Below are 22,629 nucleotides of genomic sequence, written 5' to 3'. Positions count from 1 at the left end.
AGGCCCGGACCCCGTGTCAGACCGCGATATTGTCGATCAGCCGAACCGCGCCCAGCATCGCCGCCGCGAGCAGCCGTGCCGGCGGCCCCGGCCGGTCCAGCGGCTCCAGCGTCTCGGCATCGCGGAAATCGAGGTACTCGATCTCCGCGAATCCCGCCCGCAGGACCGCGTCCCGCGCTTCCGCCAGCGCCGCGGCAACCGGCGCCCCGGCGCGGATCGCCTCCGCCGCCGCCTGCATCGCGCGGTGAAGCGCCGGCGCGACGCTGCGCTCCTGCTCCGTCAGCCGCACGTTGCGCGACGACATCGCCAGCCCGTCCTCCTCCCGGATCGTCGGGCAGCCGATCACGCGGATCGGGATGTTAAGGTCGGTGACCAGCCGCCGGACCACCTGCAACTGCTGCCAGTCCTTTTCGCCGAAGAAGGCCCGGCCCGCCTGGGTCATTCCGAAAAGCTTGGTCACCACCGTCGCCACGCCATCGAAATGGCCGGGACGAAAGGCGCCCTCCATCGGCGCGGAGACGCCGGTGACCGACACGGTGGAGGCAAAGCCCCGCGGATAGACCTCCTCCGGTCCCGGCGCGAAGAGGACATCGACGCCATCCGCCTTGAGTAGGGCGAGGTCGCGGGCCTCGTCGCGGGGATATTTCTTCAGGTCCTCGGGGTTGTTGAACTGCATCGGGTTGACGAAGATGGTCACGATCACCCGGTCCGACTGGCCCCGCGCGGCCCGCGCCAGGCTCAGATGCCCGTCGTGCAACGCGCCCATCGTCGGCACCACGCCGACCAGCATGCCCGACCGCTTCCAGGTCGTCACCTTCTCGCGCAGCGCCGCCGCGCTCCGGATCACCTCGGTCACTTGCCGGCCTCCGCGGCAAAGACATGCTCCGGCGCCGGGAACCGGCGGGCGCGGACATCGGCCGCATAGGCAGCGATCGCCCGGTCCGCCTCGGCGCCAAGTTCACCGTAGCGGCGCACGAATTTCGGGCGGAACCCGGTGAACATGCCCAGCATGTCGTCGACCACCAGCACCTGGCCATCGCAGGCGGCCGAGGCGCCGATCCCGATCGTGGGCACCGGCAGGCCCTCGGTGATCTCGCGCGCGAGCGCATCGGGCACCTTTTCGAGCACGACGGCGAAGGCGCCTGCCTCGGCGACCGCAGCAGCGTCGCGCCGCACGCGGTCGGCGTCCTGGCCCCGCCCCTGCACCCGGTAGCCGCCAAGCTGGTGGACCGCCTGTGGCGTCAGCCCGACATGGCCCATGACCGGCACGCCGCGCGCGGTCAGGAAGGCAACGGTCCCGGCCATGTGCGCGCCGCCTTCCAACTTCACCGCCGCGGCCCCCGTCTCCGCCATCAGCCGCGCGGCATTGCGGAACGCCTGCGCCGGGTCCTCCTCGTAGCTGCCGAAGGGCATGTCGATGACCAGAAGCGCGCGCGTGAGGCCTCGTGCGACAGCCTGCCCGTGCAGGATCATCATCTCCATCGTCACGCCCAGCGTCGAGGGCAGCCCGTGCAGCACCATGCCGACGCTGTCGCCCACCAGCGCGATGTCGCAATGCGCGTCCACCAGCCGCGCCATCGGCGTGGTGTAGGCCGTCAGCGCCACGAGCGGCACGCCGCCCTTGCGCGCGCGGATGTCTGGCGGCGCCGGGCGCCTGTCGTCTGCGGTCGCGCTCATCGCCATCCTCCCCTAGCACCTGCCGCAGCACTTTAGCTGCGCCGCAGCATGCAGGCGAGTCCTTCCTTGCCCCGGACGGGGCTTCATCGCACGGGACTTGATCGCGGCCGCATTGCCCGACAATCATTGGCGCGGCGCCTGCCCGCGCGCGCCGCCTGAGGGAGGGACATGAGATGCTGAACCGCCTGAGTCTTGCCGCGCTCCTGGCGCTGATCGCGACCACGGCCTTCGCCGCAGAGGACACGATCACCCTCGGCATGGTGCTGGAACCGCCGAACCTCGATCCGACCGCGGGCGCTGCGGCGGCCATCGACGAGATCGTCTATGCCAACATCTTCGAGGGCCTGACCCGCTTCGGCCCGGACGGCGCGATCCTGCCCGCGCTTGCCAAAAGCTGGGGTGTCGAGGACGGCGCGAAGACCTACGTCTTTCACCTGCACGAGGGCGTGACCTTCCATGACGGCACCGCGATGGACGCCGAGGACGTGAGGTTCTCGCTCGACCGCGCGCGGGCTGCGGACAGCGCCAACGCGCAGAAGGCGCTCTTCGCGGGGATCGAGACGGTGGAGGTCGTCGACCCGCTGACCGTGAAGGTCACGCTTGCCAATCCCGACGGAAACTTTCCCTTCAACATGGCATGGGGTGACGCGGTGATCGTCGCGCCAGAAAGCATCGCGGACGCGGCGACGGCCCCGGTCGGAACCGGGCCGTTCCGGTTTGTCGGCTGGACCCAGGGCGACCGGGTGGAGATCGAGCGCAACGCCGATTACTGGGGTGAACCCGCCGCGCTCTCGAAGGCCACCTTCCGCTTCATTTCCGACCCGACCGCCGCCTTCGCCGCGATGATGGCGGGGGACGTGGACGCCTTCCCGAACTTCCCCGCGCCGGAAACCTTGCCGCAACTGGCCGCCGACCCGCGCTTCCGGGTCATCGTCGGCTCGACCGAGGGCGAAACCATTCTGGCGATGAACAACCGGCAACCCCCGCTCGACAACGTCCTGGTGCGGGAGGCCATCGCCCACGCCATAAACCGCCAGGACATCATCGACGGCGCCATGTTCGGCTACGGCACGCCCATCGGCACCCACTTTGCGCCGCACAACCCCGACTATACCGACCTGACCGGCATTTCGGCCTTCGATCCGGAGAAGTCGAAGGCGCTCTTGGCCGAGGCGGGCGTATCCGACCTGAAACTGCGGCTGGCGCTGCCACCCCCCACCTATGCCCGCCGGGGTGGCGAGATCATCGCCGCGCAACTGGCCGCCGTCGGCATCCGGACCGAGATCACCAACCTCGAATGGGCGCAGTGGCTGGAACAGGTCTTCAAGGGCAAGGATTTCGACCTGACCATCGTCAGCCATACCGAGCCCATGGACATCAACATCTACGCCCGGCCGGACTACTATTTCCAGTACGGCAAGGCAGAGTTCGTCGCGCTGATGGACGGGCTGTCGCTTGCCACCGACCCGGCCGAACGCTCCGCCATCCTGAAGCAGGCGCAGGAGATGATCGCGAAGGATTACGTCAACGCCTTCCTTTTCCAGTTGGCCAAGACCGGGGTCGCGGACGCGCGGATTGAGGGCCTTTGGGAAAACGCGCCGACCCAGGCCAACGACCTGACGGCGGTCCGCTGGACAGAGTAACCGCAATGCGCCAGAAGCGGGCCTGTCAGCACGGGCCCGCCCGGAACGGAGAAATGATGAAAGACTTCCTGCGCCTGACCGCCGATGCGGTCGAACCCGAACACGAACGCCCCGCGCCCGACAAGGTGATCGCGGGTGACCCGGAGTTCACCACCTGGAACCTCGAGGACCGCGACGGGCTTTACTGCGGCATCTGGCAGGCCACGCCCGGCAAGTGGCGGATTTCCTACGAGGAATGGGAATACATCCACATCCTCGAAGGGCGCTGCGTGATCACTTCGGACGACGGCACCGAATACCCGCTTCAGGCCGGTGACAGCTTCATCCTGCGCCCGGGATTTTCCGGCACCTGGGAGGTGATGGAGACGATCCGCAAGGAATACGTCATCCGGCTCTGACCCCGGTCAGACGCCAGGATCCTCGACCGCAACCTCCGTCGCGCCATAGATCGTCTCGGGAGAGACGATCCTCGGCGGCAGTTCGACGCCGCGCGGGGTCATTTCCGGCCCCAGCAGGCGCAGCGAATCTTCCTCGGTGCGCACATAGACCTCGGTCGGGATACTGACGCGGGCGGCTAGGTCGATGATGTCGTGGTTGAAAAGCCGGATGCAGCCGGCCGAGCCCGAATTGCCGATCGAACCCAGGTCGTTGGTCCCGTGGATGCGGAAATAACTGTCCTTGCCGCCCCGGTAGAGATAGAGCGCCCGTGCGCCAAGCGGGCTGGCGATGCCGCCCGGCACGCCGCGGGCGAAGGGGCCGTAGACCTCGGGCTGGGTGCGCAGCATGTTCTTCGTCGGCGTCCAGCCGGGCCATTCCTTCTTCTGCCGGATGGTGGTGCGGCCGCGAAGCGCAAGCCCGGCGCGCCCCACCGCGATCGGGTAACGCCAAGCGGTGCCGTCCGGCAGGATGTAGTAGAGGAACTTGGCATGGGGGTCGATCTCGATGTCGCCCGCCGCCCGCTCCCCCTCGTAGAAGACAAGCTGCCGGCGGTTCGGCCATTCAAGGTACTGCGGCGGAACCGGCGGCAGGTGATAGCCGCCATCGTCCATCGCCTCATACCCTTCGACCGGGGTGAAGCCGTAGCGGCTGACCGGGTCGTCGGGGTTGTCCTCGGGCCTTGGCGCACAGGCGGCAAGGGCCGCGGATCCGGTCAGGGCAAGGAAGGAACGCCGCGAGGGCATCGGGGCAAGAACTGGCATAATCGGTCCGCGCAAGTTTCTGTTCAGCGCATCCCTAGCAAGATTCTTCCCCGATGCGAAAGCGCCTTTCCGGGTTTCGTGCTATTCGGCGAGTTTCCCGATCGACCAGAACAGGGTTTCGCCAGAACTGTCATCGACGCCGTCATTGTCGGTGACCACCCAGCCCTCGCCCGCCGCGTCGATGGCAAGGCCCTCGATCTTCTCGGCGGCATAGCCGTTCAGCGCCGCAAGATCGGGCAGGAGATCGCGGACCAGTTCCTTCTGCACCAGCGGCAGGTCGCCCCCCACCGGCGCGCCGATCATCTGCGCCGCCGGCACGCGGTAAAGCCGCTTGACCTTTGCCGTCCCGCCGATCTGGTTGTCGCGTTCGACGATGTAGAACCAGTCGCCATGCGCGGTGATCTCCGACAGGCCGATCCAGCCCTCGCCCTTCGCGTCCAGCGGATAGCGGACGGCCGTCCAGGCATCCTCGGCGGTGTTGTAGGCGATGAGCTTCACCTCGCCCGCGACATCGTCCTTCCATTCGCGCTGCACCGCCATCCACAGCATGTCACCGACCCGGGTGATCCCCTCGAAGCCGAAGCGGATTTCGCTGGCGGCAAGTGCTGCCGGCAGGGCAATTTCCTTCCGGACCTCGCCCCTGGCGTTCACGCTGTAAAGCGCGTGCGGAACAAGTTGATCCGAGCGGCCTTCTGAGGCGACCCAGAACCCGCCCTTTCCGTCCAGCGTGATCCCCTCCATGTCGAGCTTCTGCGCCGGCATGCCGCCGCGGGTCACCGGCAGGGCGGCAACGATCCGCGCCGGTTTCTGCGTCGCGTCGATGGTGAAGATCGTCGGCTGATAGCCGAAGAAGCTGTCGTTGACCGCGTAAAGAAGCCCTGGCCTGTCGGCATCGGCGACAAGTCCGGACAGGGCACCCCAGCCGATCAGCTCGTCCGCGCCCTGCGAGGTGATCATCGGATAGGCGGCCGGCGCATCCTGAAGCTCATAGACCATCACATGCGCCCGCACGCCGCCATCTTCCACCAGGTCCACCTCGTTGGCCGAGGCAAGCAGGTTGCGCGCGGGGATCGCGACCATGCCTTCCGGGCTTACGCCCGAGGGCAGGATCTGCGTCAGCACCGGAGCAGAGGGATCAGTGACATCGTAAACGCCGACGACCGACGCACGCTCGGCCGCGACGAAGACCATGGGCCTGTCGCCAAAGGTCGCGACCTCGATCGATTCCGGCTCGATCCCCTTCGCGTCGGATCGCCGGTCGGGATAGTGGCCGATCTGCGCGACGGCATGTTCGAAGTCGGCCCCGCTCTCGTAGACGACCGATCCGTCGCGTTTGAAGATGGTCCAGCCGCGGGAACCGCCTTCGTAATCGCCCTCGTTGGCGGTGACGAGGCGATCGGTTCCCAACCACTTGATACCGTCCGGTTCGCGCTTGCGGTCGGCCTGCGTTTCGCTGAACCGGATCGCGCCGCGTTCGTCGGTCAGGTCGATGCCCTCGAGCGTCACGGCGCCTGCCGAAAAGTGGCCCGTGACCGTGCCATCCGCGCCGATGATGACGATGTGGTTGTTTTCCTGAAGCGTGACCACGATCTCGCCCGCATCGTTGATATCGACGAACTCCGGCTCCGGGTCCTCAGGCGCGATCGCGGCCAAGCCGGTCATCTCGATCCTCTGCATCGCCGCGCAATCGGCCATACCGTCCTTGACCGGCAGCTTGACCACAAAGCCGGCGGGCATCTGCGGGATCTGGCCGTCATTCAGGTCTTCGTCGCGCTCGTTCTCGATGGCGATGGCAAGGAAGGACCCGTCCTTCGCGCGCGCGACCGAATCGGGCTGGCCGCCAAGGTCGCATTCCGAAAGGACCGTCTGCGCGGCGATGTCGATGGTCACCAGCTTGCCCGACGGTTCGGCGTAGCTGGCGGAGGTGTTGACGGCGGCGAAGGCGCGGGCGCCGATGACGACGGCGGTCGTCGGCTCCCCCCCCATTGCGATGTTGCCAAGCGGCCGCGGCGCCTGCGGGTCGGTGATGTCGACCGCCCCCACCACGCCCAGCGGGCTGTCGGTGTAGAGAAGTGTCATCCCGTCTTCGGTCGCGGTGATGATCTCGGCCGAACTTGCGCGGCTGGTGTCCTCTCCCGCCGCCATGTTGCGGGGCGTCGCGAAGGTCGCGATGCGATTGAAGGCCATCTCGGCCTCAGCAGGCATTGCCGCGCAAAGCGCAAGGCTGGAAACGAAAAGGCGTGAAGTTGTGTGCATGGTCCATCCCCGGTTGCAGATATCGTGCAGGGGATGGACTTTTCGTGCGACAGTCGTGTGAACCCGTTGCGAAGGTTTTGCCACGACTTCAGGCTGCAACTTGCGGGATCAGCCGATGACGTTGAAACCCGGCCCGTAGGGATAGTGGGTGATGTCCTCGTTCCCGTCCTCGGTGATGAGGAGGATGTCGTGCTCACGGTATCCGCCGGCGCCGGGCTGGCCTTCGGGGATCGTCAGCATCGGCTCCATCGAGATGACCATGCCCGGTTCCAGGACCGTGTCGATATCCTCGCGCAGTTCCAGCCCCGCCTCGCGGCCGTAGTAGTGCGACAGCACGCCGAACGAATGGCCGTAGCCGAAGGTCCGGTACTGGAGCAATTGGCGCTCCTCGAAGAAGTCGTTGATCTTCGCGGTGACCTCGGCGCAGGACACGCCCGGCTTCAGAAGGCTCATGCCGTATTCGTGCGCGGCCACGTTGGCTTCCCAGATCTTCAGGGACGCGGCGTCGACCTCGCGCACGAACATCGTGCGTTCCAGCGCGGTGTAGTAGCCCGAGATCATCGGGAAGGTGTTGAGCGACAGGATGTCGCCCACTTCCAGCCGGCGCGCGGTGACCGGGTTGTGGGCGCCGTCGGTGTTGATCCCCGACTGGAACCACACCCAGGTGTCGCGGTATTCGGCATCCGGGAAACGCCGGGCAATCTCGCGCTCCATCGCGTCGCGGCCGGCCATCGCCACGTCGATCTCGCGCGCGCCCACCGCCACCGCCTCGCGGATGGCATAGCCGCCGACGTCGGCGGTGTTGGCACCGGCGCGGATCAGCGCGATTTCGGCGGGCGACTTCATCATCCGCTGCTTCATCGTCGCCGGCGCGATGTCGAGCGTCTTCGACGGCGACAGGAAGGCTTTCAGCTTGTCGGACTGCAGAAGCGTCAGGTGGTCGGCCTCATAGCCGATGACCTTGCCCGGCCCCGTCACCGACAGGATCGCGCGCCAGTAGTTGTCGCGCTGCCAGTCGGTATAGGTGATGTTGTCGCCATGGCAGCGCCGCCAGGGCTGCGCCGCGTCGATCCCCGCGCTGATGGTCACGTCCTGCGTCGCCGTCACCACCAGGCCATAGGGCCTCCCGAACGAGCAGTAGAGGAAGCCGGAGTAGTAGGAAATGTTGTGCATGGAGGTGAGCACGCAGGCATCGACGCCCAGTTCGGCCATGCTGCGGCGCAGGCCGGCCAGGCGCGCCTCGTATTCCGAGGCGGCAAAGGGCAGGATCTTCTCGCCCTGGTGGAAACGGTATTGCTGCGGACGTTCCGTCATCGGTTCAGACCTCACTTGAAGGGGTCCGAAACTGACGCGCGGACCCTCGAAAGGTCCCGGCGTACAGGACTTGGGCGGAATTCTCCGCAAGCGTCGGGGATGCCCCCTGTGGCGACGCCATCGCCACGGCCTGCCGCTGCAATAACGCCACCCTGCCCGGTTCGCGCGTCGAAAAGCGACATATCCTGCCGCAAGCGACCGGGTCGCAGGTCGATTCCGGCGCATGTGGTCGCTGGACCGGCGCGCCGCTTGCGCCTAGCCTTCGCGGCGGAAAGGATCCGCGATGCGCCGCTATCTTCTCGGACGACTGGTATCCCTGGTGCTGAGCCTTGTCGCGGCCAGCCTCGTGATCTTCGCCGTGATCGAGATCGTGCCCGGCGATCCCGCCTCCTACATGCTGGGCCTGAAAGCGAGCGCGGAAACCGTCGCCGCGCTGCGCACGCAGCTTGGCCTCGATGCCGCGCCGCCCGAACGCTACCTTTCCTGGATCGCGGGCATGGCGCGCGGCGATTTCGGCCTGTCCTACACCTACAAGGTGCCGGTGTCGGACCTTGTCGCGCAGCGGCTCACGGTGTCGTTGCCGCTGGCGGCCTACGCCCTTGCCCTGACCGCCCTTGTCGCCTTTCCCGCCGGACTTCTGGCCGCCGCGCGGCGCGGCCGGATCGCGGATGCCACCGTGATGGGGGCGACGCAACTGGGGATCGCGCTGCCTAACTTCTGGTTCGCGATGCTGCTGGTCCTCGTCTTCGCGCTCCACTGGCAGATCTTCCCGGCGGGCGGCTTTCCGGGATGGGAAGGGGGCATCGCGCCGGGCGTTGCCGCGCTCACCCTGCCGGCCATCGCTCTCGCGCTGCCGCAGGCCGCGATCCTTGCCCGCGTGCTGCGGTCCGCCCTGATCGAGACCGAGGGGCAGGATTTCATCCGCACCGCCCGCGCCAAGGGGCTGACGCGGGGCCAGACAATGCTGCGCCACGCGCTCAGGAACGCGATGATTCCGGTGATGACCATTCTCGGTATGCAGTTTTCCTTCCTGCTGGCCGGCGCCATCATCATCGAGAATGTCTTCTACCTGCCCGGCCTTGGCCGACTGATCTTCCAGGCGATCACCCAGCGTGACCTGATCGTGGTGGAATCGGTCGTGATGATCCTGGTCTTCGCCGTGATCGTCGTGACCTTCGCCGTCGATCTGGCCTACGCCGCCATCGACCCCCGGCTGAGGCGCCGCGCATGAGGCCATCGCTCTCCCTCGGCCTTGGCCTGGCCCTTGCGGCTGCTCTCGCGGCGGCGGTGTCGCTGGTCTGGACGCCCTACGACGTCACCGCCCTGTCCATCGCCGACAGGCTGAAGCCCCCCTCTGCCGCGCACTGGCTGGGCACTGATCACTTCGGACGCGACATCGCGTCGATGCTGATGGCGGGCGCGCGCACCTCGATCGCGGTGGCGCTTGTCGCGGTGGGCATCGGCATGGGCCTTGGCGTGCCGCTCGGCCTTCTGGCCGCCGCGCGCCGGGGCGGCTGGGTCGACGAGGTGGTGATGCGCTGCAACGACCTCGTCTTTGCCTTTCCCTCCCTCGTCATCGCGATCCTGATCACCGCGGTCTTCGGCCCCTCGGCCGTCAACGCGATCCTCGCCATCGGCATCTTCAACATCCCGGTCTTCGCGCGGGTGACGCGGGGTGGCGCGCTCGGCCTCTGGACGCTCGACTTCATCCGCGCGGCCGAGGTCGCGGGAAAGGGGGCCGCGCGCATCTCGGTCGAGCATGTCCTGCCCAACATCGCGAACCTGCTGATCGTGCAGGGGACGATCCAGTTCTCGCTCGGCATCCTGGCCGAGGCGGGGCTGTCCTACGTCGGCCTTGGCGCGCAACCGCCCACGCCAAGCTGGGGCCGGATGCTGGCCGAGGCGCAGACGATGGTGACGCTTGCGCCGCATGTCGCGCTCTTTCCGGGGCTTGCCATCGTGTTTACCGTCTTCGGACTCAACCTTCTGGGCGACGGGCTGCGCGACCTTCTCGACCCACGCCTGAGGCCGCGCGCATGACCCTGCTCGCCGTTCGCGACCTGTCGCTTGCCCTTGGCCAGACGCCCGTTCTGGACGGGATCTCGTTCGACATCGCGCCGGGCGAGGTCTTCGGCCTGGTCGGCGAAAGCGGGTCTGGCAAGTCGATGACGGCGCTGGCGATCATGGGTCTGCTGCCAGTGGGCGCCCATCCCCGCGGACAGGTGAACCTTGCCGGGCGCGACCTTCTGTCCCTGTCCGAACGCGACCTGACCCGGATCCGGGGGCGCGACATCGGCATGATCTTCCAGGAGCCGATGACGGCGCTCAACCCGATGAAGACGATCGGCGACCAGGTGGCCGAAACCCTGCTGGTCCATCGCGCGGCCCCGCGCGGGCAGGCGCAGGCGGTGGCGCGCGACAGGCTGGCCCGCGTGGGCCTGCCTGCGGATCGCTTTTCGCCCGGTCTCTACCCGCACGAACTGTCCGGCGGGCAACGCCAGCGGGTGGCGATCGCGATGGCCATCGCGCTGCGCCCCCGCCTCCTGATCGCCGATGAGCCGACGACCGCGCTCGACGTGACGACGCAGGCGCAGATCCTCGACCTGCTCGCCGGTCTTGTCCGGGAGGAGGGACTGGCGCTCCTGCTCATCACCCACGACCTTGCCGTGATCGCGGGGCAGGCGCGGCGGCTGGCGGTGATGCAGAAGGGGCGGATCGTGGAAACCGGCGCGACCGAGGCGCTGTTCCGCGCGCCGCGGCAGGACTACACCCGCAGCCTGCTTGCGGCCTCCGACCACCGGCCCGTTCGGCCCGTCCGGCCCGCGCCCGCCGGCACGGCGGCCGCAGCCGAACCGATCCTTTCGGTGCGAGGCGCTGTGCGCGAATACCTGCTGCCCCGGAGCGCACCCTTCGCCCCCCACCCGCGCCTGCGCGCCGTCAACGGGGTCAGCTTCGACATTGCCCCGGGCGAAAGCGTGGGCCTTGTCGGCGAATCCGGTTGCGGCAAGTCGACGCTGACGCGTGCCATCCTGGGGCTTGATCCGCTGCAGGGCGGCACCATCCGCCTTGGCGGGTCCGATGTCACCGCGGGGCGCACCATGTCGCCCACCCTGCGCGCCCGGGTGCAGGTGGTGTTCCAGGACCCCTACGGAAGCTTCAACCCGCGCCATCGTGTCGACCGCCTGGTGGGCGAGCCGTTCCATCTGACCGGCCGGCCGCGCGACGCCGACGCCCGCATCGCCGCCGCCCTGCAGGAGGTCGGGCTGGACCCTGCGGACCGGCACCGGTTCATCCACGAATTTTCCGGCGGCCAGCGCCAGCGGATCGCGATCGCGCGTGCGCTGATCATCCGCCCCGACCTCATCATCCTCGACGAAGCGGTCTCGGCGCTCGACGTGCGGGTGCGCGCGCAGGTGCTCGACCTTCTGGCCCGGCTTCGGCAGGATCACGGCATGGCCTATCTGTTCATCAGCCACGATCTGTCGGTCGTGCGTGCCGTGACCGACCGCGTTCTCGTCATGCAGGCGGGCCGCATCGTCGAGGAAGGGCCGACCGGGCAGGTCCTGGCCCGGCCCGCCCACCCCTGCACGCAACGTCTCGCCGCGTCGACGCCGACGATTCCCGCCGACTGGAAGGAGCCTGCCCATGCCCCCTGACCACCTCTGGTTCGATCCGTCACAGATGCTGATCGGCGGGGTATGGCGCCCGGCGTCCGGGACGCTGCCGGTCGAGGACCCCTCGACGGGGTCCGAGATCGGGGCCATCGCCCGCGGCAGCACCGCCGACATCGACGCGGCCGTCGCCGCCGCCGAAACCGCGCGGGGGGGCGACTGGGGCCGCATGCCGGCGGCCGAGCGTGGTCGCGTGCTGTCACGCATCGGACGACGGATCCTCGAACGCGTCGAGGATCTCGCGATTCTCGAGGCTACCGACGTCGGCAAGCCCCTGAAACAGGCGCGCGCCGACGCGCTGTCACTTGCCCGCTACATGGAGTTCTACGGCGGGGCCGCGGACAAGGTGATGGGCGACACCATCCCCTATCTCGACGGCTACACCGTCTACACCCTGCGAGAGCCGCACGGCGTCACCGGCCATGTGGTGCCCTGGAACTATCCGATGCAGATCGTCGGCCGTTCGGTCGGCGCGGCGCTTGCCATGGGCAATGCCTGCGTCCTCAAGCCGGCGGAGGAAGCCTCGCTCACCGCGCTCGCCTTCGCGCGGATCGCGGTCGAGGCGGGCCTGCCACCCGGCGCGCTCAATGTCGTCACCGGCCTGGGCGAGGAGGCGGGCGCGGCCCTTGCCGCCCATCCCGGCGTCCATCACCTCAGCTTCACCGGATCGGTCGGCACCGGCGCGCTGGTGCAGGCGGCGGCCGCGCGCAACATTGTCCCGGTGACGCTCGAACTCGGGGGGAAGTCGCCGCAGATCGTCTTTGCCGATGCCGATCTCGACGAGGCGCTGCCCTTTCTCGTGAACGCGGGCATCCAGAACGCGGGCCAGACCTGTTCGGCGGCCTCGCGCATCCTGGTCGAACGGCCGCGCTACGCCGAAGTGGTTGCGCGCATGGCCGAACGATACCGCGCGCTTTCTGTCGGGCCGGCGCTTGCGGACCGCGACCTCGGCCCGCTCATCTCGGCGCGGCAGAAGGCGGTGGTTGAGGGCTACCTGGCGCTGGCCGATCCCGCGCGGATCGCCGCCCGTGCGCCCCTGCCGGGCGATCTTCCGGCCGGTGGCCACTACGTCGCGCCCCTGCTGATCGAGGGCATTTCCCCCGACCACCGCCTTGCCCGGGAGGAGATCTTCGGACCCGCGCAGGTCGTCCTGCCCTTCGAGGACGAGGACGAGGCGGTGGCCATCGCCAACGGCACCGACTACGGCCTTGTCGCCGCGGTCTGGACGGCGGACGGCGCCCGGCAGATGCGGCTTGCGAAACGGCTTCGCGCGGGGCAGGTCTTCCTCAACAACTACGGCGCGGGCGGCGGGGTTGAACTGCCGTTCGGCGGCAGGGGAAAATCCGGCCACGGTCGCGAAAAGGGCTTCGAGGCGCTGTACGGGTTCTCCACGCTCAAGACCGTGGCCGCCCGACATGGTTGAGCGACATGGCTGAGCGGAGGGCAGGACAGCAAGGGAGGGCCAGCGTGCGGCTTGAGGGAAAGATGGCGATCGTGACCGGCGCGGGATCGGGGTTCGGCGCGGGCATCGCGCGCCGATTCGCCGCCGAGGGCGCGCGCGTGCTTGTCGCCGACATCAATCTCGCGGCAGCGGAGGCGGTGGCGGCGGAGATCGGCGGGCGCGCGTACTGCGTCGACGTCGCAGACTCAGGCAGCGTCGCCGCCCTTGCCGAGGATGCGGTCGCGACATTCGGTACGCCTGACATCCTGGTCAACAATGCTGGCGTCACCCACCTGCCCGCCCCCCTGGAAGAGGTGAGCGAGGCCGATTTCGACCGCGTCTTCGCCGTCAACTGCAAGTCCGTCTACCTGACCGCGCGCACCTTCGTCCCGGCGATGGCGCGGCGCGGGTCGGGCGCCATCCTCAATGTCGCCTCCACGGCGGGGCTGAGCCCGCGGCCGCGGCTGAACTGGTACAACGCCTCGAAAGGGTGGATGATCACCGCGACGAAAACGATGGCGGTGGAACTGGCGCCGAAGGGCGTCCGCGTCAACGCGATCTGTCCGGTGGCGGGGGAAACACCGCTCCTGAAGAGCTTCATGGGAGAGGACACGCCGGAGATGCGGGCGAAGTTCCTGTCCACGATTCCGATCGGGCGCTTCTCGACGCCCGAAGATATGGGCCATGCGGCGGTGTTCTTGTGTTCGGACGAAGCCGCGATGATCACGGGTGTGGCGCTTGAGGTGGATGGCGGGCGCTGCATCTGAGAGCGGGCCGGGGGCGCTGCCCCCGGACCCCCGGGATACTTGGGAAAAGAAGAAGGGGAAGCGATGCGGCCCGGGCCTGCAAACCTGATCACGGATGTCGCCGGGCTTTTGGTCGGCAATGCCGAGGACCATGCGGTCCGGACCGGCGTGACCGTTCTGGTGGGCGAGCGGCCGTTCGTTGCGGCGGTCCATGTCATGGGCGGGGCACCGGGAACGCGGGAGACCGATCTGCTGGCGCCGGACCGGCTGGTGCAAGAGGTCGATGCGCTGGTCCTGTCGGGCGGCTCGGCGCTGGGGCTCGATGCCGCGTCGGGGGTGGCGGACGCCCTGCGCGCGGCGGGCCGGGGGTTCGACGTGGGAGGACAGAAGGTTCCGATCGTGCCCGCGGCAATCCTGTTCGACCTCTTGAACGGGGGCGACAAGGGCTGGTGCGACAATCCCTATCGGGCGCTCGGGGTCCGCGCGCTGGGAGCGGCGGCGCACGATTTCGCACTGGGGACCGCCGGTGCGGGCACCGGGGCGACGGTGAAGGGCCTGAAGGGAGGTCTTGGATCGGCCTCCGTCGTTCTGGACGACGGGACGACCGTGGGCGCGCTGGTCGCGGTCAACGCGCTCGGTTCGGTCACCGTGGGCGACGGGCCGGAGTTCTGGGCGGCGCCCTGGGAAATGCAGGCGGAGTTCGGCGGTCTTGGCCCTGGCAGACTGTCCGATCCAGGCGACGAACCCCTGCCCGACAAGCGACCGGGGGCGGCGACGACCATCGCCATCGTCGCGACCGATGCCCGCCTGACCCGGGCCGAGGCGCAGCGGATGGCGGTGGCGGCGCATGACGGCATGGCGCGCGCCATCGTCCCCTCGCACACGCCCTTGGACGGCGATCTGGTCTTTGCCGCGGCGACCGGGCTGCACCCCCTGTCCGATCCGGTTGTCGGCCCCTTCCGCCTGGGGCATGCGGCGGCCGTCTGCCTGTCCCGCGCCATCGCACGGGCGATCTATCTGGCCGAGCCACGCCCGGGCGACCTTCTGCCCGCGTGGCGGGAGCGGTTCGGCGCGCCCGGCGGGGCGGAGGACCGGTGACGACAATCACGACAACCAGGAGGACCAGGAGGACCAGGATGATGAAACCGATAGCCGCATTCGCAACGACGCTGCTCTGCGCCGTGCCGGCCGCCGCTGACGAGGTGGTCGACACGCTGAACTCCGCGATCTCGGCCTATCAGGGCGGCGACGTGCAATACGCGCTTGAGGAGCTGGCGTATGCGCAGCAACTGCTCCTGTCGCAGAAGACCGAATCGCTTCGCGCCTTCCTTCCCGAAGCTCCGGAAGGCTGGACCCGCACCATCAACGAGGAAATGAACACCGGGCTGGCGATGATGGGTGGAGGCGTCGGAGCGGAAGCGACCTACAACACCGGGACGGACGAATTCACCCTGCGCCTGATGATGGACAACCCGATGGTGACGGCGCTGGCGGGAATGATCCCCAATGCCGCGGTCATGGGAGCCAAGATCGAGCGTGTCGGGCGCGAGAAGTTCATGAACCAGAACGGCGAACTGACCGCGCTGATCGGCAACCGTGTCCTTGTGCAGGCCTCGGGCGGGGAACTTTCCACGATGCTCGACTTTCTAAAGTCGATGGACTTCGCGGCGCTGGCCGACTTCGGGCGATAGTCACGCCAGAAGGGCCCGCAGGAGCGGCGTATCGGGCGCCTCGAGCCCTTCGATCACGTCGAAATGGTGGCGGCCCGCGTCGATCGTCACCGGGCAGGCCCAGGCATTGCCCAGCCGGCGGGCCTGATCGAGGAACGCGGGCCGTTCCGCGCCGCCGACCCAGACGTGGGCGTCGAAGCCGGGCCGGCGCGGCAGGAACGCGGGACTTTCGGCGCGCGCCTCGGCCGGGTCGAGCCGCAGGTCCGCGTTCATCGCCGTTTCCATCAGCGGCCGCAGGACCGAGAGCGGCGATATCGGGACGATCCGGCGGATGCGGCTGCCCAGATCGCCGGGCAGCTCCACATCGGCATTGCCCAGCCGCGCCGACAGGTGCCCGCCCGCCGAATGGCCGGTCAGCACCACGGGACCGGCGACGGCGGCGGCCATCACGGGCAGGGCGCGCGTCATCTGGCGGGCGATGTCGCTGATTCGAGCCCTTGGCGCGAGCGTGTAGGCCGGCAGGGCGCAGGCCCAGCCGAGGGCGACCGCACCGGCCGCCAGGTGGGAAAAGTCGCGCGGGCCGAAGGCGCGCCAATAGCCGCCGTGGATGAAGACCAGGAGCCCCACCGGCTCCGTGTCGGGCAGGAAGAGGTCGAACCATTCGTCCCCGGCGCTGCCGTAGGGCAGGCCAAGCCGGGCCCGGTCGCCCCGTTCGGCGCGGAAGGCCGCCGCAGCCTCGGCCCAGCGATGAGGAAACTGAGCACCGTTGATAATATATTTTGCATTTGCGAACGCATCGTCATATCTCATCGCCGTCACCCGTTCTTTGCACCGCTGGACAGAACCGCCATGCCGGTGCATTTGATCAAATGCAACATGAGGGGGCTGCCATGCTCGATTCCGCCACCGATCTTCGCGCGCGTCTCAAGGACCCGTCGCTTCTGGTTACCAAAGCCTTCGTCGCCGGCCAATGGATTGACGCGGACGACGGCAAGACTTTCGCGGTCACCAACCCGGCGCGCGGCGATGTGATCTGCACCGTTCCGGACCTGTCGCGCGCCGAAACCGCCCGCGCGATCGCCGCCGCCGATGCGGCGCGGCACGAATGGGCGACCCGCACCGGCAAGGAACGCGCGGCCGTCCTGCGCAAGTGGTACGACCTGATGGTTGCCAATGCCGACGACCTGGGCGCCATCCTGACCGCGGAAATGGGCAAGCCGCTGGCCGAGGCCAAGGGCGAGATCCTCTATGGCGCCTCCTTCGTCGAATGGTTCGCCGAAGAGGCCAAGCGCGTCTATGGCGAGACGATCCCCGGCCACCAGCGCGACAAGCGCATCACCGTGATCAAGCAGCCGATCGGGGTTGCCGCCTCGATCACGCCGTGGAACTTCCCCAACGCGATGATCGCGCGCAAGGTCGCCCCGGCGCTTGCCGTTGGCTGCGGTTTCGTTGCGCGGCCCGCCGCGGAAACGCCGCTGTCGGCGCTGGCCATGGCGCTTCTGGCCGAACGCGCGGGCGTGCCGGCCGGTGTCTTCTCGGTCATCACCTCCAGCCGGTCCTCGGACATTGGCAAGGAGTTCTGCGAGAATCACGCGGTGCGCAAGCTGACCTTCACCGGCTCGACCGAAGTGGGGCGCATCCTGCTGAAGCAGGCGGCCGACCAGGTCATGAAATGCTCGATGGAGCTTGGCGGGAACGCGCCCTTCATCGTCTTCGACGACGCCGATCTCGACAAGGCGGTCGAGGGCGCGATGATCTCCAAGTTCCGCAACAACGGCCAGACCTGCGTCTGCGCCAACCGCATCTATGTGCAGGCGGGCGTCTATGACGCCTTTGCCGAAAAACTGGCGGCGGCGGTGAAGAAGCTCAATGTCGGCGACGGCCTGGCGGATGGCGTGACCACCGGCCCCCTGATCAACGAAAAGGCGGTCGAGAAGGTCGAGGAGCATATCGCAGACGCGCTGGCGGGCGGCGGACGGATCGTGACGGGTGGCAAGCGCCATGCCCTTGGCGGGACGTTCTTCGAACCGACCGTGGTCACCGGCATCACGCCGGACATGAAGGTTTCGACCGAAGAAACCTTCGGCCCCCTCGCCCCGCTTTTCCGCTTCGAGACCGAGGAAGAGGTGATCCGGCTGGCCAACGACACGATCTTCGGGCTGGCCTCCTACTTCTATGCCCGCGACATCGGCCGGATCACCCGCGTCCAGGAAGCGCTGGAATACGGCATGGTCGGCGTCAACACCGGCCTGATCTCGACCGAGGTCGCGCCCTTCGGCGGGGTCAAGCAATCGGGCCTCGGCCGGGAAGGCAGCCACCACGGGGTCGAGGACTATCTGGAAATGAAGTACATCTGCCTGTCGGTCTGATCGATCCGACGACAGCGACGAACGGGGGCCAGACGGCCCCCGTTTCCTTTTGCATCAATGCTTTGTGCTTTAGAACGGCGGCCGTAATCCGATAACATTCCGCCGATTTTGCCTTTCATGGCGCCGGGGCACAGGTTGGCTGCATCGAACATCCACGGCGCAGCCACCTGGGAAAGCGCGCCACGAACGCAACGAAAGGAAAGGCCATGAAGTTCAACCTGCGCACCGCCGCCATCGCCGCAACCGCTGCCCTGTCGCTCGCCGCCACCTCCGCCACGCCGGTGCACGCGCTTGGCAAGAACGAGAAGAACTTCCTGCTTGGCGCGGGGGCCGCCCTTCTGCTCGGGTCGATCTACCTGAAGAACCGCGAGGCGCAGGCCCAGCAGGCCTATCGCACCCCCACCTATCAGGCGCCCACCTATCAGCAGCCGACCTACTACCAGCCGACACAGCCGACGACCTCCTACTCCTCCTCGGCCGCGCGCGCCTTCAACAGCTACTCCGCAACCGAGCGGCGCCAGATTCAGTCGAAACTCAGGGCCTACGGCTACTATCGCGGCGCGGTCGACGGCAGCTTCGGCCCGCAGACGCAGCAGGCCGTTTCCGGTTATGCGGGCGCCACGCTGGGCACCGCGAAATTGTCCTCGATGAACGGCGCGTTCGAAGTCTACGACAGCCTGCTCTACTGATCCGTCGCCGGGGCCGGTGCGGCGCAGGCACGCCGGCCCCGCGCGACCATGCAGGAACCGCGCGGCGGTTCATGACGCGACCGCGGCAATCCCCGCGAAGGCGTCGGCGAACACCGCGGCAGGCCGGGCGCGAAACTCCTCCGGCTTGACCTGAGCGCGGCGCATGCGGTCCAGCCGGAAACTGCGGACCGCACCCCGGCCGGTATCCCAGGCCACCAGATACCAAACCGGATAGTTGAGCATCAGGTGATGCGGCTCGACCCGCCGCCGGCTTTCGGACCCTTCGGTGTCGGTGTAGTCGAAGCCCAGCAGGCGCATTTCCAGAAAGGCACGGCAGAGCGCCTCGGCGCTTTTCTCCTCGGGTCTGGAAAACCCCTGCAAGACGGCGGGCGAGGCCGCGCCGCCAACGCGGATCCGCTGCGCCAGCCCGTCGATGCGGTCGCGCAGTGCCGGGGAAAAGGACGCGGCAAGCTTCCGGCGGATGGGTGCCAGGTTGGCGATCAGCCAGGGCGCTTCCATCCGCTCCGCCACGGCGACGCTCACCAGAAGCTCCACCGCCTCCCGGTAGGACAGGGTCAGGCGCCCGATTCCCCAGGTCCGGTGCAGCCGGATGCCGCCACCGCGGCCCCGGTCGGCCTCGATCGGCAGCCCGCGATCGCGCAGGATCGCGAGGTCGCGGAACAGCGTCCGCCGGCTGAGGCCGAACTCCTCAGCGATCGCGGCGACCGTCATAGGCTCCTGCGCCTTCAGCCGGCTGGCAAGAAGGTCGAGACGCTCGAGACGGGTCAGGGTGCCGGCGCGGGACATGCCTGAAATATGCCGCAAGATGTCATCTATTTCCATATCCCTGCGGCATCGGGACGAAAGGAGCAAACATGTCCGAAACAATCGTTGAAACCGCCCGCATCCTGCTGCGCGAAGGGATGAGCGAGGCCGACCTTCTTACCGCGTCCGCCGTATTCCAGCGGGACTTCCTGGATGGGCAGAGCGGCTTTCTGCGGCGCGAGTTGCTGAGGCTTGACGACCGCAGCTATCTCGACCTCGTCCACTGGCGCAACGCGGCGGCGGCAGAGGCCGTGATGCAGACGGCGATGACCTCCGAAGCCTGCCGAGCCTATTTCGGGGTGATGGAGATGGGCGACGGCGACCCGACCGGCGGGATCAGCCACTACCACCTTCTTGCCGCATATCCTTCCGAGTAGGACGTTCAAGGCCCCCGGCCAGCGCGCATGATGCGACCCGGCCGGGGGCCGAAGAAATCGCGCGGCCATGCCAAGGATTGACGGCGCGCCTGCGTCATAGTTCCGTCATGCGCATGCAAACCCCGGACGAGGCCCTGGCGATTGCCGCCGCGAACGGAGACCGCGAGGCTTTCGCGGCCCTCCTCTCCCGGCATTACGACATGGTATTCGGGCTGGCCTTCCGCCTGACCGGCCTGCGCGCCGAGGCCGAGGATCTGGCGCAGGACATCTGCTGCGCACTTCCCGCCAAGCTGCGGAGCTACCGGCAGGAGGCGCGGTTCACGACCTGGCTCTACCGGGTCACGGTCAACGCCGCCCACGACCGCCGGCGCCGGGCCGCCACGCGGACGAAGGCCACCGACGGCTGGGGCGACTGGGAGATCAACCGCCGCGCCGGAATGGCCGAAGAGGCGGAAGCGCAGGACTGGCTTGCCGCCACGATGCGACAACTGGCGCCGGAACTGCGGGACACGGTCGCACTGACACTTGGCGAGGGCCTGAGCCAGAAGGAGGCCGCCGAGGTGCTCGGCGTCTCGGAAGGAACCATCGCCTGGCGCATGAGCGAGGTGAAGAAGCGCCTGCGGCAGCTTGCGCGGGCGGAGGGAATGCTATGACCGATGACCTGCAACGGCTTCGCGCGGGCCTTGAGGCGCTTCCCCAGGCGCCCGATCCTGCGACCAGGGCGGCAGCCCTTGCCAGGGCGATGGAAAGTTTCGACCGGAGCCAAGGAACCGCTGAAACCGTGCGTCCCAAGTCGGACCGCCCAGCCAGGGCGGGCTTTCTGACAGGAGCACGCGAGATGATCCAGAAGCTGACAACCCGCCCGGCCTTGGCTATGACGGCCTCCTTCGCCGTGATCGCCGTCGCCCTTTCCGTTTACCCGGCACTCAAGAACGGACTGCCGCGCCCGGGTGGCGTGGCCGTGCCTGCGTCCGAAACTCCGGCCGGAACCACCGCCACGCCGACCGCCCCCGCACTGACCACGACGGCGCCCGCCGAGATCGCGGCGCCCCCCGCCGCGCCCCTGGCCGCAGAGGACAGCGCCGCAACCGGGCCCGAGCCCGGCGTCGCCGCGCAGGAGCGGGCGCGCCTCGCCCCAGCCGCCCGGGAAGAGGCCGAATCCGCAGCGGCCCTTGCCGATGCCGCGCCCTTGGGTGAGGCCGCGACCGGGCCCGCCCCGCTCCAGAAACTCCGGGCAACGGGAACGGAGTCCTTGCGCACACCCCCGGCGCCCGCACCGTCGACGATCCTGCAACCCGCGCCCGACGCCTTTGCCCCCCTGCCCGAGGCGAATACCGAGGCCTTCGCGAACGCCACCGCGAGCGCGGTGAAGATCGCCGCGGAAGATCCCGTATCGACCTTCTCCATCGACTCCGACACCGCCTCCTGGTCGATCCTCCGTTCGTCGCTTGCCAACGGGACGCTGCCCCCGGCCGATGCCGTGCGCATCGAGGAGATGGTGAATTACTTCCCCTACGACTACCCCGCGCCCAAGCCGGGGGCCGCCCCCTTCCGCGCCGCCGTTAACCTCTTCCGGACACCCTGGAACGAAAACACGCAGCTTCTGCGGATCGGTATTCAGGGCGCGCAACCCGCGCTTGATGCCCGCCCGCCGCTGAACCTCGTCTTCCTGATCGACACCTCCGGCTCGATGCAGGACGCCAACAAGCTGCCGCTCCTGAAGCAGTCCTTCCGCCTGATGCTCCCGGAACTGCGCCCCGAGGATCGGATCGCGCTCGTGACCTACGCCGGGTCCGCCGGAACGGTCCTGCCCCCCACCCCCGCAACCGACCACGGGGCAATCCTCGCGGCCCTCGACCGCCTAGACGCAGGTGGCTCGACCGCAGGCGCCGAGGGGCTCGCACTTGCCTACCGGGTGGCCGAGGAGATGGGAGGGGACGGCCGCATCTCCCGCATCCTTCTGGCGACGGACGGTGATTTCAATGTCGGCATCGCCGATCCCGAAGATCTGAAGGCCTTCGTCGCGAACAAGCGCGACAGCGGCGCCTACCTTTCCATCCTCGGCTTCGGGCGCGGCAATCTCGACGACGCGACGATGCAGGCGCTTGCCCAGAATGGCAACGGCACGGCGGCCTATATCGACACCCTGTCGGAGGCGCAGAAGGTGCTGGTCGACCAGCTGTCCGGCGCGCTTTTTCCGATTGCCGACGACGTCAAGATCCAGATCGAGTTCAACCCGGCGATGGTCGCGGAATATCGCCTGATCGGGTACGAAACGCGCGCCCTCGCGCGGGAGGATTTCAACAACGACCGGGTCGACGCGGGGGAAATCGGGGCGGGCCATCAGGTTACCGCGCTTTACGAGGTGACGCCGGTCGGCTCGCCCGCCGTACTCAACGATCCCCTGCGCTACGGCACCGGGCAAAGATCGCTGCTGCCACAGCCGACCGACGACCTGGCCTGGCTCAAGCTGCGCTACAAGGCGCCGGGAGAGAGCACCTCGCGCCTCGTCGAGACCCCGGTATCGGCCATCGCCGGCGAGGCCGATGACGACGCCCGTTTCGCCGCCGCGATCGCGGGCATGGGCCAGCTTCTGACCGGCTCGACCTACCTGGGGAACTGGGGCTGGGACGACGTGGTGGCGCTTGCAAACGACGCCAGGGGCGATGACCCGTTCGGCTACCGCGCCGAGGCGGTGCGTCTCATGCGGTTGGCCGAAAGCCTGTCGCGCTGAACGTCTTCCTTGCCTGCA

General features: G+C 68.2%; 21 protein-coding genes. 14 read left to right on the top strand and 7 right to left on the bottom strand.

Features of this window, described 5'->3' with window-relative positions; translation table 11 throughout:
* Window positions 1-16: 16 nt before the first annotated feature.
* Window positions 17-856: a pantoate--beta-alanine ligase gene (panC, locus tag N5I32_RS12185; protein ID WP_261496152.1), complete on the bottom strand. Its 840-nt coding sequence runs from the start codon at window positions 854-856 to the stop codon at window positions 17-19.
* A complete protein-coding gene (panB, locus tag N5I32_RS12180) occupies window positions 853-1,677 on the bottom strand; it encodes a 3-methyl-2-oxobutanoate hydroxymethyltransferase (protein ID WP_261496151.1) in 825 nt (274 codons plus the stop codon). Before panB ends, panC begins: the two co-directional genes overlap by 4 nt.
* A gap of 173 nt (window positions 1,678-1,850) precedes the next feature.
* Here panB and N5I32_RS12175 point away from each other — a divergent pair, with 173 nt between their 5' ends.
* Together N5I32_RS12175 and N5I32_RS12170 are read left to right on the top strand one after the other, a co-directional pair.
* Window positions 1,851-3,320, top strand: coding sequence for an ABC transporter substrate-binding protein (locus N5I32_RS12175; protein ID WP_261496150.1), 1,470 nt, complete (start codon window positions 1,851-1,853; stop codon window positions 3,318-3,320).
* A 56-nt stretch (window positions 3,321-3,376) separates the two neighbouring features.
* On the top strand, window positions 3,377-3,718 hold the full coding sequence (locus N5I32_RS12170; RefSeq protein ID WP_261496149.1) for a cupin domain-containing protein: 342 nt from the start codon (window positions 3,377-3,379) through the stop codon (window positions 3,716-3,718).
* Window positions 3,719-3,724: 6 nt separating this feature from the next.
* Here the strand turns inward: N5I32_RS12170 and N5I32_RS12165 are convergent, their stop codons facing one another.
* The 3 genes from N5I32_RS12165 to N5I32_RS12155 all read right to left on the bottom strand — a co-directional run bounded on the left by N5I32_RS12165 (window position 3,725) and on the right by N5I32_RS12155 (window position 8,089).
* The gene (locus N5I32_RS12165; protein WP_261496148.1) at window positions 3,725-4,519 is read right to left on the bottom strand and encodes a L,D-transpeptidase; all 795 of its coding nucleotides are present in this window, start codon (window positions 4,517-4,519) and stop codon (window positions 3,725-3,727) included.
* Window positions 4,520-4,600: 81 nt separating this feature from the next.
* Window positions 4,601-6,775 (bottom strand): esterase-like activity of phytase family protein, encoded by a 2,175-nt coding sequence (locus tag N5I32_RS12160; protein WP_439648194.1) that lies wholly within the window; start codon window positions 6,773-6,775, stop codon window positions 4,601-4,603.
* 108 nt (window positions 6,776-6,883) lie between these two features.
* A complete protein-coding gene (locus N5I32_RS12155) occupies window positions 6,884-8,089 on the bottom strand; it encodes an aminopeptidase P family protein (protein WP_261496146.1) in 1,206 nt (401 codons plus the stop codon).
* A gap of 283 nt (window positions 8,090-8,372) precedes the next feature.
* Here N5I32_RS12155 and N5I32_RS12150 point away from each other — a divergent pair, with 283 nt between their 5' ends.
* From N5I32_RS12150 to N5I32_RS12120, 7 genes are all read left to right on the top strand, one after another.
* Window positions 8,373-9,320 (top strand): ABC transporter permease, encoded by a 948-nt coding sequence (locus N5I32_RS12150; RefSeq protein WP_261496145.1) that lies wholly within the window; start codon window positions 8,373-8,375, stop codon window positions 9,318-9,320.
* Window positions 9,317-10,129 (top strand): ABC transporter permease, encoded by an 813-nt coding sequence (locus N5I32_RS12145; protein WP_261496144.1) that lies wholly within the window; start codon window positions 9,317-9,319, stop codon window positions 10,127-10,129. The genes N5I32_RS12150 and N5I32_RS12145 overlap by 4 nt, the downstream gene beginning before the upstream one ends.
* A complete protein-coding gene (locus N5I32_RS12140; protein ID WP_261496143.1) occupies window positions 10,126-11,745 on the top strand; it encodes an ABC transporter ATP-binding protein in 1,620 nt (539 codons plus the stop codon). Before N5I32_RS12145 ends, N5I32_RS12140 begins: the two co-directional genes overlap by 4 nt.
* Window positions 11,735-13,183, top strand: a complete 1,449-nt coding sequence (locus N5I32_RS12135; RefSeq protein WP_261496142.1) for an aldehyde dehydrogenase family protein — start codon at window positions 11,735-11,737, stop codon at window positions 13,181-13,183. The genes N5I32_RS12140 and N5I32_RS12135 overlap by 11 nt, the downstream gene beginning before the upstream one ends.
* A gap of 44 nt (window positions 13,184-13,227) precedes the next feature.
* Window positions 13,228-13,968, top strand: coding sequence for an SDR family oxidoreductase (locus tag N5I32_RS12130; RefSeq protein ID WP_261496141.1), 741 nt, complete (start codon window positions 13,228-13,230; stop codon window positions 13,966-13,968).
* A gap of 63 nt (window positions 13,969-14,031) precedes the next feature.
* Window positions 14,032-15,045: a P1 family peptidase gene (locus N5I32_RS12125; RefSeq protein WP_261496140.1), complete on the top strand. Its 1,014-nt coding sequence runs from the start codon at window positions 14,032-14,034 to the stop codon at window positions 15,043-15,045.
* 38 nt (window positions 15,046-15,083) lie between these two features.
* On the top strand, window positions 15,084-15,638 hold the full coding sequence (locus N5I32_RS12120) for a hypothetical protein (protein WP_261496139.1): 555 nt from the start codon (window positions 15,084-15,086) through the stop codon (window positions 15,636-15,638).
* Here N5I32_RS12120 and N5I32_RS12115 read toward each other — a convergent pair whose 3' ends face one another.
* Complete coding sequence (locus N5I32_RS12115) at window positions 15,639-16,427, bottom strand: hormone-sensitive lipase (protein ID WP_261496138.1); 789 nt, start codon at window positions 16,425-16,427, stop codon at window positions 15,639-15,641.
* A gap of 80 nt (window positions 16,428-16,507) precedes the next feature.
* Between N5I32_RS12115 and N5I32_RS12110 the strand changes: the two genes are divergently transcribed.
* Both N5I32_RS12110 and N5I32_RS12105 read left to right on the top strand, forming a co-directional pair.
* On the top strand, window positions 16,508-17,986 hold the full coding sequence (locus tag N5I32_RS12110) for an NAD-dependent succinate-semialdehyde dehydrogenase (RefSeq protein WP_261496137.1): 1,479 nt from the start codon (window positions 16,508-16,510) through the stop codon (window positions 17,984-17,986).
* Window positions 17,987-18,192: 206 nt separating this feature from the next.
* Window positions 18,193-18,675 carry a peptidoglycan-binding domain-containing protein gene (locus N5I32_RS12105; RefSeq protein WP_261496136.1) on the top strand — a complete coding sequence of 161 codons (483 nt, stop codon included), beginning with the start codon at window positions 18,193-18,195 and terminating at the stop codon, window positions 18,673-18,675.
* A gap of 69 nt (window positions 18,676-18,744) precedes the next feature.
* Here the strand turns inward: N5I32_RS12105 and N5I32_RS12100 are convergent, their stop codons facing one another.
* Entirely contained in the window at window positions 18,745-19,482 is a 738-nt protein-coding gene (locus N5I32_RS12100) for a helix-turn-helix transcriptional regulator (RefSeq protein WP_261496135.1), read from the bottom strand.
* Window positions 19,483-19,550: 68 nt separating this feature from the next.
* On the opposite strand from N5I32_RS12100, the gene N5I32_RS12095 reads away from it, so the two are divergent.
* From N5I32_RS12095 to N5I32_RS12085, 3 genes are all read left to right on the top strand, one after another.
* Window positions 19,551-19,877, top strand: a complete 327-nt coding sequence (locus N5I32_RS12095; RefSeq protein ID WP_261496134.1) for a hypothetical protein — start codon at window positions 19,551-19,553, stop codon at window positions 19,875-19,877.
* Between the two features lie 113 nt (window positions 19,878-19,990).
* Window positions 19,991-20,530 carry an RNA polymerase sigma factor gene (locus N5I32_RS12090; protein ID WP_261496673.1) on the top strand — a complete coding sequence of 180 codons (540 nt, stop codon included), beginning with the start codon at window positions 19,991-19,993 and terminating at the stop codon, window positions 20,528-20,530.
* Window positions 20,527-22,611, top strand: coding sequence for a vWA domain-containing protein (locus N5I32_RS12085; protein ID WP_261496133.1), 2,085 nt, complete (start codon window positions 20,527-20,529; stop codon window positions 22,609-22,611). The genes N5I32_RS12090 and N5I32_RS12085 overlap by 4 nt, the downstream gene beginning before the upstream one ends.
* The last annotated feature ends 18 nt before the right edge of the window (window positions 22,612-22,629 follow it).

The organism is Albidovulum sediminis (genome assembly GCF_025380365.1).
GTDB classification, from domain to species: Bacteria; Pseudomonadota; Alphaproteobacteria; order Rhodobacterales; family Rhodobacteraceae; genus Albidovulum; species Albidovulum sediminis.
Note: the sequence above shows the minus strand (reverse complement) of the source record. Positions and strands in the feature narration are given on the sequence as shown.

Excerpts from the sequence above, each read along its gene's own strand:
- panB (WP_261496151.1), bottom strand. The coding sequence starts at position 1,677 with ATGAGCGCGACCGCAGACGACAGGCGCCCGGCGCCGCCAGACATCCGC.
- N5I32_RS12175 (WP_261496150.1), top strand. The coding sequence starts at position 1,851 with ATGCTGAACCGCCTGAGTCTTGCCGCGCTCCTGGCGCTGATCGCGACC.
- N5I32_RS12170 (WP_261496149.1), top strand. The coding sequence starts at position 3,377 with ATGAAAGACTTCCTGCGCCTGACCGCCGATGCGGTCGAACCCGAACAC.
- N5I32_RS12165 (WP_261496148.1), bottom strand. The coding sequence starts at position 4,519 with ATGCCAGTTCTTGCCCCGATGCCCTCGCGGCGTTCCTTCCTTGCCCTG.
- N5I32_RS12160 (WP_439648194.1), bottom strand. The coding sequence starts at position 6,775 with ATGCACACAACTTCACGCCTTTTCGTTTCCAGCCTTGCGCTTTGCGCG.
- N5I32_RS12155 (WP_261496146.1), bottom strand. The coding sequence starts at position 8,089 with ATGACGGAACGTCCGCAGCAATACCGTTTCCACCAGGGCGAGAAGATC.
- N5I32_RS12150 (WP_261496145.1), top strand. The coding sequence starts at position 8,373 with ATGCGCCGCTATCTTCTCGGACGACTGGTATCCCTGGTGCTGAGCCTT.
- N5I32_RS12145 (WP_261496144.1), top strand. The coding sequence starts at position 9,317 with ATGAGGCCATCGCTCTCCCTCGGCCTTGGCCTGGCCCTTGCGGCTGCT.
- N5I32_RS12140 (WP_261496143.1), top strand. The coding sequence starts at position 10,126 with ATGACCCTGCTCGCCGTTCGCGACCTGTCGCTTGCCCTTGGCCAGACG.
- N5I32_RS12135 (WP_261496142.1), top strand. The coding sequence starts at position 11,735 with ATGCCCCCTGACCACCTCTGGTTCGATCCGTCACAGATGCTGATCGGC.
- N5I32_RS12125 (WP_261496140.1), top strand. The coding sequence starts at position 14,032 with ATGCGGCCCGGGCCTGCAAACCTGATCACGGATGTCGCCGGGCTTTTG.
- N5I32_RS12120 (WP_261496139.1), top strand. The coding sequence starts at position 15,084 with ATGATGAAACCGATAGCCGCATTCGCAACGACGCTGCTCTGCGCCGTG.
- N5I32_RS12115 (WP_261496138.1), bottom strand. The coding sequence starts at position 16,427 with ATGAGATATGACGATGCGTTCGCAAATGCAAAATATATTATCAACGGT.
- N5I32_RS12110 (WP_261496137.1), top strand. The coding sequence starts at position 16,508 with ATGCTCGATTCCGCCACCGATCTTCGCGCGCGTCTCAAGGACCCGTCG.
- N5I32_RS12105 (WP_261496136.1), top strand. The coding sequence starts at position 18,193 with ATGAAGTTCAACCTGCGCACCGCCGCCATCGCCGCAACCGCTGCCCTG.
- N5I32_RS12100 (WP_261496135.1), bottom strand. The coding sequence starts at position 19,482 with ATGTCCCGCGCCGGCACCCTGACCCGTCTCGAGCGTCTCGACCTTCTT.
- N5I32_RS12095 (WP_261496134.1), top strand. The coding sequence starts at position 19,551 with ATGTCCGAAACAATCGTTGAAACCGCCCGCATCCTGCTGCGCGAAGGG.
- N5I32_RS12090 (WP_261496673.1), top strand. The coding sequence starts at position 19,991 with ATGCAAACCCCGGACGAGGCCCTGGCGATTGCCGCCGCGAACGGAGAC.
- N5I32_RS12085 (WP_261496133.1), top strand. The coding sequence starts at position 20,527 with ATGACCGATGACCTGCAACGGCTTCGCGCGGGCCTTGAGGCGCTTCCC.